Source organism: Mesorhizobium sp. CO1-1-7 (assembly GCF_020164885.1).
GTDB classification, from domain to species: Bacteria; Pseudomonadota; Alphaproteobacteria; order Rhizobiales; family Rhizobiaceae; genus Mesorhizobium; species Mesorhizobium australicum.
In genome coordinates this window covers 255,215-268,267 of record NZ_JAIUHA010000005.1, presented here as the reverse complement: position 1 = coordinate 268,267, position 13,053 = coordinate 255,215, and the positions used below count along the sequence as shown (strand labels likewise).

Annotated in this window: 12 protein-coding genes and 1 pseudogene; 5 read left to right on the top strand and 8 right to left on the bottom strand. The window is 64.0% G+C overall.

The features are described from left to right. From LB516_RS12905 to LB516_RS12885, 5 genes and pseudogenes are all read left to right on the top strand, one after another. Positions 1–354 (top strand): TIGR04076 family protein, encoded by a 354-nt coding sequence (locus tag LB516_RS12905; protein WP_140617451.1) that lies wholly within the window; start codon positions 1–3, stop codon positions 352–354. Beyond that, positions 351–1,406, top strand: a complete 1,056-nt coding sequence (locus LB516_RS12900) for an aldo/keto reductase (RefSeq protein ID WP_140877952.1) — start codon at positions 351–353, stop codon at positions 1,404–1,406. The genes LB516_RS12905 and LB516_RS12900 overlap by 4 nt, the downstream gene beginning before the upstream one ends. Before the next feature lie 5 nt (positions 1,407–1,411). Then, complete coding sequence (locus LB516_RS12895) at positions 1,412–1,834, top strand: DUF4440 domain-containing protein (protein ID WP_015319019.1); 423 nt, start codon at positions 1,412–1,414, stop codon at positions 1,832–1,834. A 47-nt stretch (positions 1,835–1,881) separates the two neighbouring features. Then, the gene (locus LB516_RS12890; protein ID WP_140724489.1) at positions 1,882–3,141 is read left to right on the top strand and encodes an ABC transporter substrate-binding protein; all 1,260 of its coding nucleotides are present in this window, start codon (positions 1,882–1,884) and stop codon (positions 3,139–3,141) included. Between the two features lie 214 nt (positions 3,142–3,355). Beyond that, a pseudogene (locus tag LB516_RS12885) lies at positions 3,356–4,749 on the top strand (FAD-binding oxidoreductase). Positions 4,750–4,752: 3 nt separating this feature from the next. Here LB516_RS12885 and LB516_RS12880 read toward each other — a convergent pair. The 8 genes from LB516_RS12880 to LB516_RS12845 form a co-directional block, all read right to left on the bottom strand. Then, complete coding sequence (locus tag LB516_RS12880) at positions 4,753–5,553, bottom strand: ABC transporter permease (protein WP_015319016.1); 801 nt, start codon at positions 5,551–5,553, stop codon at positions 4,753–4,755. Next, positions 5,550–6,422: an ABC transporter permease gene (locus tag LB516_RS12875; RefSeq protein WP_140823430.1), complete on the bottom strand. Its 873-nt coding sequence runs from the start codon at positions 6,420–6,422 to the stop codon at positions 5,550–5,552. The genes LB516_RS12880 and LB516_RS12875 overlap by 4 nt, the downstream gene beginning before the upstream one ends. Continuing rightward, the gene (locus LB516_RS12870) at positions 6,419–7,522 is read right to left on the bottom strand and encodes an ABC transporter ATP-binding protein (RefSeq protein ID WP_140877954.1); all 1,104 of its coding nucleotides are present in this window, start codon (positions 7,520–7,522) and stop codon (positions 6,419–6,421) included. The genes LB516_RS12875 and LB516_RS12870 overlap by 4 nt, the downstream gene beginning before the upstream one ends. A 76-nt stretch (positions 7,523–7,598) precedes the next feature. Further along, positions 7,599–8,624: an ABC transporter substrate-binding protein gene (locus tag LB516_RS12865; RefSeq protein WP_023782299.1), complete on the bottom strand. Its 1,026-nt coding sequence runs from the start codon at positions 8,622–8,624 to the stop codon at positions 7,599–7,601. 53 nt (positions 8,625–8,677) lie between these two features. After that, the gene (gene araD1 / locus LB516_RS12860) at positions 8,678–9,676 is read right to left on the bottom strand and encodes an AraD1 family protein (protein ID WP_224719669.1); all 999 of its coding nucleotides are present in this window, start codon (positions 9,674–9,676) and stop codon (positions 8,678–8,680) included. Between the two features lie 33 nt (positions 9,677–9,709). Beyond that, positions 9,710–10,489 carry an SDR family NAD(P)-dependent oxidoreductase gene (locus LB516_RS12855; protein ID WP_224719668.1) on the bottom strand — a complete coding sequence of 260 codons (780 nt, stop codon included), beginning with the start codon at positions 10,487–10,489 and terminating at the stop codon, positions 9,710–9,712. A gap of 11 nt (positions 10,490–10,500) precedes the next feature. After that, complete coding sequence (locus LB516_RS12850; RefSeq protein WP_224582764.1) at positions 10,501–12,228, bottom strand: IlvD/Edd family dehydratase; 1,728 nt, start codon at positions 12,226–12,228, stop codon at positions 10,501–10,503. Further along, entirely contained in the window at positions 12,225–13,025 is an 801-nt protein-coding gene (locus tag LB516_RS12845) for a FadR/GntR family transcriptional regulator (protein ID WP_224595545.1), read from the bottom strand. The genes LB516_RS12850 and LB516_RS12845 overlap by 4 nt, the downstream gene beginning before the upstream one ends. Between the last annotated feature and the right edge of the window lie 28 nt (positions 13,026–13,053).

Sequence of the window (13,053 nt, the reverse complement as noted above, 5' to 3'; positions counted from 1 at the left end):
ATGGCTGACGACAGTTTCGAACTCTTCGATCTCCGCGTCGAGGCGGTCATTCCGCGGGGCAAGCCGATCTATTGCGGCGCCAGGGCCGGCGACTATTTCGAGCTCAAGGGCGAGATGCTGTCGATGCCAGCCGGGCAGGGCTTTTCGATCTATTCGATCTCGGCGGTGCTGCCGCTCCTGGCGGCGAAGCAGCGCCCGACCCACCCGAACGACTGGATGACCTCGGACGCGGAGATCGCCTGTCCCGATCCCAACTGTGCCAGCAGGCTGCGGATCGTCAGGCTGGCCAAGCGGCGATTCAGCCATGCCGAAACCACGGCCGTGCCGCTGCCGAAAGGGAATGACCTGACATGACCGCCAAGACATTCGAGCTCAGCCCCGGCTACGCGATTTCGCGCGTCATACGCGGTGGCTGGCAACTGGCCGGCGGCCATGGCGCCATCGATCGCAGTCAGGCCGTAAGCGACCTGATCGCCACCTTCGATGCCGGCATCTGGACCTATGATTGCGCCGATATCTACACCGGCGTCGAGGAATTGATCGGCGCCGCGCGCTTGCGGCTGGCCAATGAGCGTGGTCTCGATGCAGCCGCCAAAATGAAGGTGCACACCAAGCTCGTGCCCGACCTTGAACGGCTCGCTACGATCAGCCGCGACTATATCAGGGGCATCGTCGACCAGTCGCTGCGCAGGCTTAAGACCGAGCGGCTCGACCTCGTGCAGTTTCACTGGTGGGATTATGCGCAGCCGCGCTATGTCGAGGCGATGGGTTGGCTCGACGAGCTTCGGCGCGAGGGCAAGCTGCGCAATCTCGGCACCACCAATTTCGATACGCCCCGGCTTGCCGAAATTCTGTCAGCCGGCATACCGCTGGTCAGCCAGCAGCTGCAATATTCGGTGCTCGACCAGCGTCCGGCGAACAGCCTCGCGGCGCTTGCGGAGGAAAACGGCGTCAGCTTCCTCTGCTACGGTTCTGTGGCCGGCGGCTTTCTCAGCGACAAATGGCTTGGTGTCGCCGAACCCGGCACGCCGCTCGAAAACCGCTCGCTGGTCAAGTACAAGCTGATCATCGACGATTTCGGCGGCTGGGACCTGTTCCAGCAACTGCTTCGCGCGCTGAAGGTGGTGGGCGACCGCCACGCCGTCGACATCGCCACCATCGCCAGCGCCTGGGTGCTGGAGCAGCCGCGAGTGGCCGCGGTCATCGTCGGTGCCCGCAACCAGGCGCATGCGCTGGCCAACGCCAAGATCATGGATGTCGTACTCGACGCCGATGACCGTGCGCGGATTGCAGCCGTGATAGCGAGGGGCAACGGCCTTGAGGGAGATGTCTACACGCTGGAGCGCGACCGCCACGGCCGCCACGGCTCGATCATGCACTACAATCTCAACGCGGGCCGGATATGAAGACCATGGACGACAGGTTGTTTTCGCAGGCCAGCGCCGAAGTCGTCGATCTGCATCGCTTTTTCGTCGACTGGTTCGTCGCCTCGCGCGCCGACAAGGTGGATTTCGGCCGCTTCGAAGCCGTCATGGGCGAAGGCCTGACCATGATCGCACCAGGCGGCCAGATCCTCGACCGCGATGCCGTGATCGACCATGTGCGCTCCAGCCGCGCCACTTGCGACGACGGCTTTGCCATCTCGATCGAGGACATCCGGCCCGGCTGGCAGGATGGCGACACGATCGTCGTCCTCTATGTCGAGGCGCAGCTGCGCGCGGGCAAGCACAGCCGCCGCCAGTCGAGCGCGGTCTTCACCACCCGTTCATCGGCGCCCAACGGCGTCCAATGGCGGCATCTGCATGAAACCTGGCTGCAGGTGCCGGAACACTGAGACTTTCCAGACGTCAAATCAGTTCGTGTAACTCAAGGGGAACAACAATGAGAAAGACGATACTCCAGTTCACCACGGCACTTGCTCTCGTGACGATGGCGGGTGCCGCACAGGCCGCCGACTGCAAGATCACCGTCGGCCTCGTCATGGAACTGACCGGTCCGGCCGGCGAATACGGCCAGGCCGGCGCCAAATCGGTCGAAATGGCCTTCCGCGACATCAACCAAGCCGGCGGCGTGCGCGGCTGCGATCTCGTCACCGACACGCGCGACAGCCAGAGCCAGGGCAACATCGCGGTCGATGCCGCCACCCAGCTGGTTCAGGTCAAGAAAGTGCCTGTGATCATCGGCGGCATCATTTCCTCGGTGTCGATCCCGATCCTGACCTCGGTGACCGCGCCGGCCAAGATCGTCCAGGTCTCGCCGGCGTCGTCCTCGCCGACGCTGACGACACTCGGCCGCGACGGCAAGACCAACGGTATCTTCTTCCGCACCATCACCTCGGATGCGCTGCAGGGCGTGGCCGCCGCCAAATATTCCGTCGACAAGGGTTTCAAGAAGCTGGCGATCATCCACGTCAACAACGACTTCGGCGTCAACATGGTGGCCGAATTCTCGCGTGCCTACAAAGCGCTCGGCGGCACCATCGTCTCCGACACGCCCTACAACGAGAAGCAGTCGAGCTACGCCTCGGAAGTCACCGCGGCGATGGGTGGCGAACCGGATGGACTGTACCTGGTCAGCACGCCCGTCGACGGCGCCACCATCGCCCGCACCTGGATTTCGCAGGGCGGCGTTCAGAAATTCCTGCTCAATGACGGCATGAACAGCCCCGATTTCATCGAGTCCGTCGGCGCCGATTATCTGAAGGACGCCTATGGCACGTCTTCCGGCACCAGCCCGACCGCCTCGACGGAGTATTTCACCAAGAACTACAAGGCGTTTTCCGGCATCGAACCGTCAAATCCCGCGGCAGACCGCTCCTATGATGCCGGCGCCATTGTCGGGCTCGCCATCGCGATTGCCGGCTCCGAGGACCCGGCCAAGATCAAGGACGCCATGTACAAGGCAGTCGATCCCGCCGGCACGCCGATTTATGCCGGCAAGGAAGAATTCGCCAAGGCGCTCGGCCTGATCAAGGACGGCAAGCCGATCCGCTATGAAGGCGTCATCGGTCCCGTCGCCTTCGACAAGTTTGGCGACATCACTGGCCCGTTCCGGCTGTGGAAGATCGCCGACGGCAAGGTGACGACTGATGGTGAAATGACCACCGACGACGTCAACGCGCTGCAGGCCAAGCTTCAGTAAGCCGACGCTGTACTTCCGGCATCGATCTCGCCCATCGCGATCGATGCCGGCATAGTCTGAGACAGCTCGATATCGCTTGCACGACAAGCGGGCGCGATTAGGATCGGCCGGCTGCAGTTCAAGGGATGGCGAGCGTGCTGGACAAGGATACTCATCGGGCGATCCGGTTGTTGGATGCTGACGCTGCGCCCTGTCACGCAGGCCCCTGAGCCGGATGTCGCCTGAAACACAACGGCTTCTCTCCGCGCTTGGCAACAGGCTGGGCGCGGGCGGCATGCTCGCCGGCTCCGACGTGGACCAGCGCTATCGTGACGATCCCGACGGCAAGCTCGGCGTGCTTCCCGAAGCCGTGCTGCGCCCGCGCGATGCCGAGGGTGTCGCGGCGGCACTCGCCGCGTGCAACGCTCTTGGCCAGCCGGTCATCGTCCAGGGCGGGCGCACCGGGCTGGCCGGTGGCGCGCGCGTCCAGCCGGGCGAGGTCGTGCTATCGCTGGAACGCATGACCGGCCTTGCCGCCCCGGATCGTCAAACCGCCACCATCGTCGCCGAAGCTGGCGCGACGCTGCAATCGGTGCAGGAAGCGGCCGACGGCGTCGGGCTGATGTTCGGCGTCGATATCGGCGCGCGCGGCTCCGCCACGGTCGGCGGCAACATCGCCACCAATGCCGGCGGCATCCGCGTGCTGCGTTATGGCATGTACCGGGCACAGGTGCTGGGGCTGGAGGCGGTACTCGCCGATGGCACCGTGCTGACGTCGCTCAAGGGCCTGCCCAAGGACAATTCCGGCTACGACCTCGGCCAACTCTTCATCGGCGCGGAAGGGACGCTTGGCGTCGTCACCCGCGCCGCGCTCCGGCTGCATCCCAAGCCCGCATCCGAGGTGAACGCCTTCTGCGCGCTGCCTTCGCTCGATGCGGCGATTGGCCTGCTTGGGCTGCTGCGGCAAAAGCTCGGCCCGCTTTTGTCCGCCTATGAGGTCAATGTCGCGCCGCTCTATGACGTCATGGTCGCCAGCATGACCATGCCGGCGCCGCTTCCGGCCGGATCACCCGTCTATGTGCTGGCCGAAATCCAGGGCAGTGAGCCAGAACGTGACGGCGAGCGCTTCGCCGAGGTCTTGATGCAGGCGGTCGAGGACGGCGTCGTCGACGATGTTGTCGTCTCCCAATCGCCGCGCGAATTCCGCGCGCTGTGGGATGTGCGGGAGGACGCCAACCGCGTCCTGTTTTCGATGAAAGGCCTGATCGGCGTCGACATCAGCATCCCGTTGGCGCGAATGGGGGCGTTCCTGCAAGAAGCGGATGCCGCCATCCGCGCGGTCGATCCCGGTGCCGACATCTACGTCTTCGGCCATCTCGGGGACGGCAACCTGCACTATCAGGTGCTGACGGCGGACCCGGCGGCGGCCTACGGTATCATCTATCGCGGCGTGGCGGCGGCCGGAGGTGGCGTGTCGGCCGAGCATGGCATCGGCCTCGACAAGAAGCAGTGGCTGAATCTGGTGCGCAGTGACGCCGAGATCGCCACGATGCGGCGGCTGAAGACGGCGCTCGATCCAAGAACATCCTCAATCCCGGACGAGTCTTCGACCTTGACCCAACCGTTTGAAACTCAGGTACGTTCCGTCGCCATTTGCCTGGGAATGAGAAAACGGGCGGCGAGCACGCAGAGCAGCACGGTGAACATCAGGATCAGCGCCACCAGCGCGTTGATGTCGGGCGAGAAGCCTAGCCGCATCATCGCCCACAGCCGCACCGGCAGCGTGCTTTGCGTGCCGGTGACCAGGATGGTGATCATCGTCTCGTCGAACGACAGCGCGAAGGCCAGGATGGCGCCGCCGACCATGGCGCTCGACAGGTTCGGCAGGATGATGCGCCAGAAGGTCTGCCAACCGCTGGCGCCGAGATCGTAGGATGCTTCGACCAGCGTGCGGCTCATCGACTGCAGCCGCATCAGCACAGTGCGGTAGACGATCGCCAGCACGAACACGGTGTGGCCGATGACAACCGTCAGCAGCGAGCGTTCGAGGCCGATCTCGCGGAAGAAGATCAGCAGCGCCAGGCCGCTGATGATAGGCGGCATCAGGAATGGCAGGAAGATGATGAACTGCAGAACCGAACGTCCCGAGCGGCGGCCGTGATAGTAGAGCGCCAGCAGCGTCCCGCTGACCACCGACAGGATCACGGTACAGACGCCGACGATCAGCGTGGTGCGCAACGCGGTCAGGATGTCATGGTTTTCAGCCAGCGCCACATAGGTCGAAAAGGTCGGCGACGACCAGTCGACATTGCCATGCGAAATGGTGAAGAACGACGACACGATCGGCACGAACAGTGGGCTGTAGAGCAGCACCGCGACCAGCGTCGTAATCGCGGCCAGGAAGATGGTGGACGGCCGGGGCAGCGCGCTCATACCGACGTCCCCCGGCTGCGCCCGAACCGTTCGCCAATGAGAATGGCGGCGATCACCACGATCGCAAGCGCCACCGACAGCGCGGCGCCGAACGGCCAGTTATAGGCCGTGCCGAACTGGCTGTAGAGGATGCGGCCGAAGGTGAAGCCGCTGATCCCGCCGACCATCTGCGGTGTCAGGAAATCGCCGATCGCCAGTACGAAGACGAAGCTCGCCGCCGAGGCGACGCCGGGCAGGCTCAGCGGCAAGGTGATGCGCAGGAATGTCTGCAGGCTGCTGGCGCCCAGGTCATCCGAGGCGCGCAGCAAGGTCTGCGGAATCCGCTCCAGCGACAGGAAGATCGGCAGGATGGCGAACGGGATCAAAAGCAGGCTCAGCGTCAAGAGGATGGCGTTCATGTTGAAGACGAAAAGCGTCGACGGCTGATCCAGGATGCCGAGCGCCACCAGCGCGTTGTTGAGGAAGCCGTTGAGGCCGAGGATGCTGCGGATCGCGTAGATCTTGATGACGTAGCTCATCAGCAGCGGCACCAGCAGCAACATCAGGAGGGCGTAGCGCCACCGCCCCTTCAGCGTCGTCAGGAAGTAGGCGGCGGGATAGGCGAGCAGGATACAGATCACGGCCACCGATACGCACAGCACGATGGTGTTCCAGAACACCGGCAGAAAGATCGGGTCGGTGAAGAACCTGACATAGTTGCCGAGCGTCGGTGCATGGACGATCGTACCCTGGTCGACGCTGAAGAAACTGTAGACCAGGAAGATTGCCAGCGGCACGAGAACGAAGATAACCGGCAAGGCGAATGCCAGCACCGTCACCAGCCGTGACAGCCGCCGTTGCGCGGCGTGTGTCGAGCCGGTTCCGCTCATGCCAGCACCAGATGGCCTTCATGCGGCGCAAACGAAAGCCAGACCGTCTCGCCGGATTTCAAGATGCTGCCGTCGATCCGGCTCGGCATGCGCAGCCGCAGGCGCTGCGCGGCATCGTCCGCCCCCGCCATGATCGTGGCGACCGTCGACGAGCCGGCAAAGGCGAGATCGACAATGGCACCGGAAAAGCGATTGGCGCCATCACGGGCGTCCGCGAGATGCAAGGCTTCGGGGCGGAACGCCGCGAAAGCCGCGGCGCCATCCGGGGCAATCTTCAGATGCGGCTGGTCGCTGATCGAGCAGACCAGCCGTCCGAGTGCCGTCTCGATCGGTCGCTGCTCGCCTTGCACTGGACCGAGTTTTCCAGCCACCAGATTGTTCTCGCCGAAGAAGCGCGCCACGAATTCGCAATTCGGCTTGTAGTAGAGCTCATGCGGCGTGCCGAGCTGGCGGATATGGCCGGCCTGCATGACGCAGATCCGATCGGCCATGCCGATCGCTTCTTCCTGGTCGTGGGTGACGAACAGGAAGGTGGTCTTGATCTCGCGCTGGATGGATTTCAGGAACTCCTGCATCTGCCGGCGCAATTCGAGATCGAGTGCCGCCAGCGGCTCGTCGAGCAGGATCAGGCGCGGCTGGCAGATCAGCGCCCGGGCGAGCGCGACACGCTGGCGCTGGCCGCCGGAAAGCTGTGCCGGAAAGCGCTCGGCGAAACGTCCGAGCTGCACCAGATCGAGGGCTTGCGCCACGCGGCTGGCGATCTCCTTGCGCTTGATATGGCGCACCGAAAGCCCATAGCCGACATTGCCGGAGACGGTCATATGGGGGAACAGCGCATAGTCCTGGAACACCGTGTTGAACGGCCGCTTGTTGATCGGCATGCGGCTGATGTCCTGGCCGTCCAGCCGGATCTCGCCGGACGTCAGCGGCTCCAGCCCGCCGATCAGCCGCAGGACCGTGGTCTTGCCCGAACCCGACGGCCCAAGAACGGTGAGGAACTCACCGTCCCGGAGCGACAGGTCGATGCCGTGCAGCACGGGAACCGTGCCGTAGGATTTCGAGACGGACCGCAGCGTCAAGAGGTCGGTGTTCTGGCTCATGGGATATTCTCGCATACGCTTCGGCGGTCCGGAACGTCCGGACCGCCGGGTCCTTCGAAGTCAGGCGCGGAAGGGATCAGGGCGTCGCCTTGACCTCGTTCCACAAGTCCGAACGCTTGAGCGGATCCTCGACATTGTTGAGCCAGACCAGCTTGTCGTTGCCGCCCGCACTGCTCGACTCGACCACCGTGTTGCCGAATCCGGTGCGCTCGGAAAGCGCGCCGCTGACCTTCTTCGTCAGCATGAAGTCGATCCATTTCTCGGCCGCGGCATTGTCGCGGACGCCCTTGGAGATCACCCAGTTGTCGAGCCAGGCAAGTGCGCCTTCGCTCGGATTGACGTAGGCGACATGGGCGCCGATCTTCTGCAGTGCCTTCACCTGCTGCTGGCCATAATTGGCCCAGATCAGCGCAACATCATTGTTCTGGTAGATCTGCTGCGCCTCGTCGGCGGTGGTGTAGAAGCTCAGCACATTGCGCTTGAGCTCGACCAGCTTGGCCTTGACCGCCGCCATTTGTTTTTCGTCGAGGTTGAACGGATCCTTGTAGCCGAGCGTCAGCGCGGTGAACGAGAAATTGTGCTCGCCATTGTCGTAGGCGAGGATCTTGCCCTTGTAGGCCGGATCCCACAGGACGGACATCGAGGTCGGCGCCGGCTTGACCTTGTCGGTGTCGTAGATCAGCCCGATGGAATCGAAGCAGAACGGAATACCGTAGACCTTGCCGTCCTTGGTGTCGCCGCTGACCTGAGACAGATCGCGGAAGCGCGGCAGCACGTCCTTCTGGTTCGGCAGCTTGGTGATGTCGATCGGCGACACCAGATCGGCCTTGATGTAGCGCTGCAACTGGGCGGTATTGACGGCGAAGACGTCGAAGTCCTGCCCTTCGCTGCCCTTGATCTTGGCCCAGATTTCGTCATCGCTGCCGATGAAGACGACATCGACGCCGATGCCGGTGGCGGCGGTGAAGTCCTTCACCCAGTCCGGGTCGGCATAACCGTCCCAGGCCAGCACGCGAAGGTTCGCGGCCAGCGCCGCCGACGTCATCAGGCCGATGCCGAGCCCGATGGTCGCTAGTCTCAGAAACGCTTTCTTCAGTCCCATTTTTAATCTCCCATTGTCGTTCTGGTGGACCGTAATTTCCGGGGCTATCGCCGTCACAGCTGGGTGACTGCGACCAGTCCCTCGTCCGGCACCGACACCATCCGGTTGCGCAACGGCTTGCCGAATGTCTGTGCCTGGATTTCATACTCGTCGCCGGAAGCCGTCTTGACGCCGGAGGCGTAGCTCATCACCGCCGCTCCGAAGAAATAGGCGTGCAGGTCGCCCGCCCTGCGGTGCATCGGGTAGCGGAAATGGAAGTGTTCGAGATTGGCGATCGAATGCGACATGTGCGCTTCGCCCGACAGGAATTCCTGTTCCCAGATAACAGTGCCATCGCGCAGAATGCGGGAATGGCCACGCACTTCTTCGGGCAGGTCGCCGATCAAAAGCTCCGGTCCGATCGAGCAGGAGCGGAGTTTCGAGTGGGCGAGATAGAGGTAGTTCTCGGCCTCCGTCACATGGTCGGAATATTCGTTGCCCAGCGCATAGCCTATGCGATAGGGGCGGCCATCCGGCCCATTGACGTAAAGGCCGACGATCTCGGCCTCTTCCGCGCCAGCTTTCGCGAATGCAGGCATCGGCAGATCGGCGCCAGGCGGCACGACACAGGTGCCGACGCCCTTGAAGAACCATTCGGGCTGGATGCCGATCTTGCCGGCGCCGGGCTTGCCGCCTTCCAGGCCCATGTGGAAGATCTTCAGCGAATCCGATTCCTCGGCGTCCTCGCCATGGGTCAGCACATGCATCTTGTCGCGCGCGGCGGCACTTCCGGTGTGGGTGAGGCCGGTTCCGGTGACCAGGAAGCGCGCCGGTTCCGGATGGTCGACGGGAGCGAGCACGCGGCCATCGCGCAGCAGTTCGCCATAATCGATCGTGGCCGCACCCGTCCGCTTCTCGACCAGCGCCGCGATCGATGCACCCTGGGCGATCGCCGCTTCGGCGAGCTCCAGCACGGTGCTTGTCTTGTCGAGTGGATGCAGGCGATTGCCGTCATCGGAAACGCGGCCGACCCGCCTGCCGCCATCGATCGTTGTGTACTGAACAAGACGCATGAAATACCCTTCTTCCCTAGAGGCCGTACGGGGTCACACCCAGCCCGCGTCGACGATGAACTGTTGGCTCGTGCACATCAGGCTGTCGTCGGCGGCGAGGAACAGCGCCATGCGCGCAATGTCGGATGGCTGCAGCCGGTCGGGCAGGCACTGCCGCTCCGCGATCTGGCGTTCGCCGGCGGGGTTCAGCCATAGCCGCATCTGGCGCTCTGTCATCACCCAGCCAGGCATCATGCAGTTGACGCGGATGCGCTCGGGGCCGAGTTCGCGGGCCAGCGCCCGCGTCATGCCGTAGACAGCGGCTTTCGCGGTGACATAGGCAGGGCAGTCGGGATCGCCGACCATCCAGGTGATGGAACCGAAATTGATGATCGAGCCGCCGCCCAGCGAGCCCATTTGCGGACGCACCGCCTGGGCGGCGAAGAACTGGTGGCGCAGATTGACCGCCATGCGGTCGTCCCAATAGGCCACCGTGACGTCCTTGGTCTGGTGGCGGTCGTCATTGCCGGCATTGTTGCACAGCACCTGGATCGGGCCGTTGTGCCGCATCGCCTCGACGGTCGCCGCCTGCAGCTGCTCGACATTGCGCAGGTCGCAGGGAATGAACAGCGGCGCGGCATGCCCTTCGGCCGCGATCGTATCGACCAGGCGCCGTGAAGGCTCCTCGGCCAGATCGACGAAGGCGACGCGGCTGCCTTGCGCGCAGAAATGGCGCACCAGGCTTTCGCCGATGCCGCTGCCGCCGCCGGTTATGAACACGCTGCGGCCCTTCAGGCTGGGGTAGGTCGCGTAGCTGCCGATCTGATCCGTCACCGCGCGCCTCTCTAATGGGAATGCCGGGGGATGCCGGCATCGCGCCGGCCGACGAGAAAGTCGAAGTCGCAGCCCTTGTCGGCCTGCAGCACGCGCTCGACATAGAGGCTCTGGTAGCCACCCTGCGGCGGCTCCGGCGGCTTCCAGTCACGCCGGCGGATCGCCAGTTCCTCGTCCGAAACCAAAAGCTCGAGACGGCGGCCGGCGACGTCCAGCTCGATGAGATCGCCGTCGCGCACCAGGGCCAGCACGCCACCGGCCGCGGCCTCCGGCGCCACATGCAGCACCACCGTGCCGTAGGCGGTACCGCTCATGCGCGCGTCCGAAATGCGCACCATGTCGGAAACGCCTTCTCTGAGCAGCTTGGCTGGCAGCGGCATGTTGCCGACCTCGGCCATCCCGGGATAACCGCGCGGTCCGCAATTCTTCAGCACCATCACCGAGGAGGCGTCGATATCCAGCTCCGGATCGTCGATGCGGGCATGGTAATGCTCGATGTTCTCGAAAACGACCGCCTTGCCGCGATGCTGCATCAGTTCGGGCGTTGCCGCGGACGGCTTGATGACCGCTCCGTTGGGCGCCAGATTGCCACGCAGGATCGAGATGCCGCCCTCCTTGGTCAGCGGCTCGCGCAGCGGCCGTATGACCTCACGGTTGTAGTTGGGCGCGCCGTCGATCAGTTCACCGATGGTCTTGGCGCTGACGGTCATGGCGTCGCGATGAAGAAGCCCCACTTCATCAAGCGACGCCATGACCGCAGCTAGCCCCCCGGCATAGTAGAAATCTTCCATCAGGAACCGGCCCGACGGCATCAGGTCGACAATGGTTGGCACGCCGCGGCCAAGGCGGTCCCAGTCATCGAGGCCCAGATCGACACCGACCCGGTTGGCGATGGCGATCAGATGCAGCACCGCATTGGTCGAGCCGCCGATCGCGCCATTGACGCGAATGGCATTCTCGAAGGCTTGCCTGGTAAGGATCTTTGCAATCGTCACGTCGCGGTGGACAAGATCGACGATCTGCCGTCCGGCCAACTGGGCAAGCACGCTTCGGCGCGAATCCACCGCCGGGATCGCGGCGTTGTCGGGCATGCCGATGCCGAGCGCCTCCACCATGCTGGCCATGGTCGAGGCGGTGCCCATCGTCATGCAGCTGCCGGCCGACCGGCTCTGGCCCTGCTCGGCGGCAAGGAAGTCGGCGACCGGCATGCGGCCGGCCTTGACCTCCTCGGCGAATTTCCAGACATGCGTGCCCGAGCCGATATCCTGTCCGCGGAACTTGCCGTTCAGCATCGGCCCACCGGAGACGGCGATGGTTGGCAGGTTGCACGAGGCAGCCCCCATCAAGAGCGCCGGCGTGGTCTTGTCGCAACCGACAAGCAGGATGACGCCGTCGATCGGATTGCCGCGGATGGATTCCTCGACATCCATGCTCGCCAGGTTGCGAAACAGCATGGCGGTGGGGCGCATGTTGCTCTCGCCCAGCGACATCACGGGAAATTCGAACGGCAGGCCGCCGGCCTCATAGACGCCGCGCTTGACGTGATCGGCGAGCGCCCGCAGATGCGCATTGCAGGGGGTCAGTTCCGACCACGTGTTGCAGATGCCGATCACCGGGCGGCCGTCGAAAGCGTCAGCGGGAATGCCCTGGTTCTTCATCCAGCTGCGGTGCATGAAAGCGTTCTTGCCTTCACCGCCGAACCAGGCTTCCGACCGCAATTTGCGTTTGGTCTCGGTCACGATTGCAGGCCCCGCTCGTTGCGGCGTTTGTTGCGGTTCTCGACGCTGCGGCGCACGTCATCCTCGGCATTGTCGATAAGCACCAGCAATGCCTTTTGCGCGCCGGCGGCGTCGCCGTCGGCAATCTTCTCGGCGACTTCCCGGTGCAGCGGCAAGGAATGGCGCTGCCCTTCCGGATTGTCGTTGGAGAGGCGAAAGCTCATTACCAATGCGGTCTCGACCAGTGCGGCCAGCGAGCCGATCAGCTCGTTGCCGGTCATGCGCAATATGGTCTGGTGGAACACCAGATCGGGCTTGGCGAAGCGGTCTCCGTCATCGCTCAGTGCTTCCATTTCAGCCAGCGCTGCATGGATCTCGGCGATCTGAGCCGGCGTCGCACGCTGCGCGGCAAGGGCCGCCGACATCGGCTCGATGGCGCGGCGCAGTTCAAACAGCGCCCGCACATCCTCCGCACTGACACCGCCGGTATAGCGCCAGGACAGGACGTCGGGGTCGAGGAAATTCCAGTCGGCGCGAGGACGCACCCGCGTGCCGGTCTTCGGCCTGGATTCGACCAGCCCCTTGCCCGCCAGGACCTTGATCGCCTCGCGCAGCACTGTGCGGCTGACCCCCAGCATCTCGCTGGAATCGTCGGCATTGGGCAGCGCCTCGCCGGGCAGGAAGTCGCCTTGCACGATGCGCAGCCCGATCTGCTCGACGACGGTGGCGTGCAGCGCGGTGGAGCCGCTGGAAACCGCGACCGCGACTCGTGACGTGCGGGCTGTGCTGAATGATTTTCTATTCTTCATACTATTCATATGATATGTCTTATAGGCGTGGGGATTG

Bases quoted from the DNA above. Each gene is read 5' to 3' on its own strand.
- LB516_RS12905 (WP_140617451.1), top strand. From the start codon at position 1: ATGGCTGACGACAGTTTCGAACTCTTCGATCTCCGCGTCGAGGCGGTC.
- LB516_RS12900 (WP_140877952.1), top strand. From the start codon at position 351: ATGACCGCCAAGACATTCGAGCTCAGCCCCGGCTACGCGATTTCGCGC.
- LB516_RS12895 (WP_015319019.1), top strand. From the start codon at position 1,412: ATGGACGACAGGTTGTTTTCGCAGGCCAGCGCCGAAGTCGTCGATCTG.
- LB516_RS12890 (WP_140724489.1), top strand. From the start codon at position 1,882: ATGAGAAAGACGATACTCCAGTTCACCACGGCACTTGCTCTCGTGACG.
- LB516_RS12880 (WP_015319016.1), bottom strand. From the start codon at position 5,553: ATGAGCGCGCTGCCCCGGCCGTCCACCATCTTCCTGGCCGCGATTACG.
- LB516_RS12875 (WP_140823430.1), bottom strand. From the start codon at position 6,422: ATGAGCGGAACCGGCTCGACACACGCCGCGCAACGGCGGCTGTCACGG.
- LB516_RS12870 (WP_140877954.1), bottom strand. From the start codon at position 7,522: ATGAGCCAGAACACCGACCTCTTGACGCTGCGGTCCGTCTCGAAATCC.
- LB516_RS12865 (WP_023782299.1), bottom strand. From the start codon at position 8,624: ATGGGACTGAAGAAAGCGTTTCTGAGACTAGCGACCATCGGGCTCGGC.
- araD1 (WP_224719669.1), bottom strand. From the start codon at position 9,676: ATGCGTCTTGTTCAGTACACAACGATCGATGGCGGCAGGCGGGTCGGC.
- LB516_RS12845 (WP_224595545.1), bottom strand. From the start codon at position 13,025: ATGAATAGTATGAAGAATAGAAAATCATTCAGCACAGCCCGCACGTCA.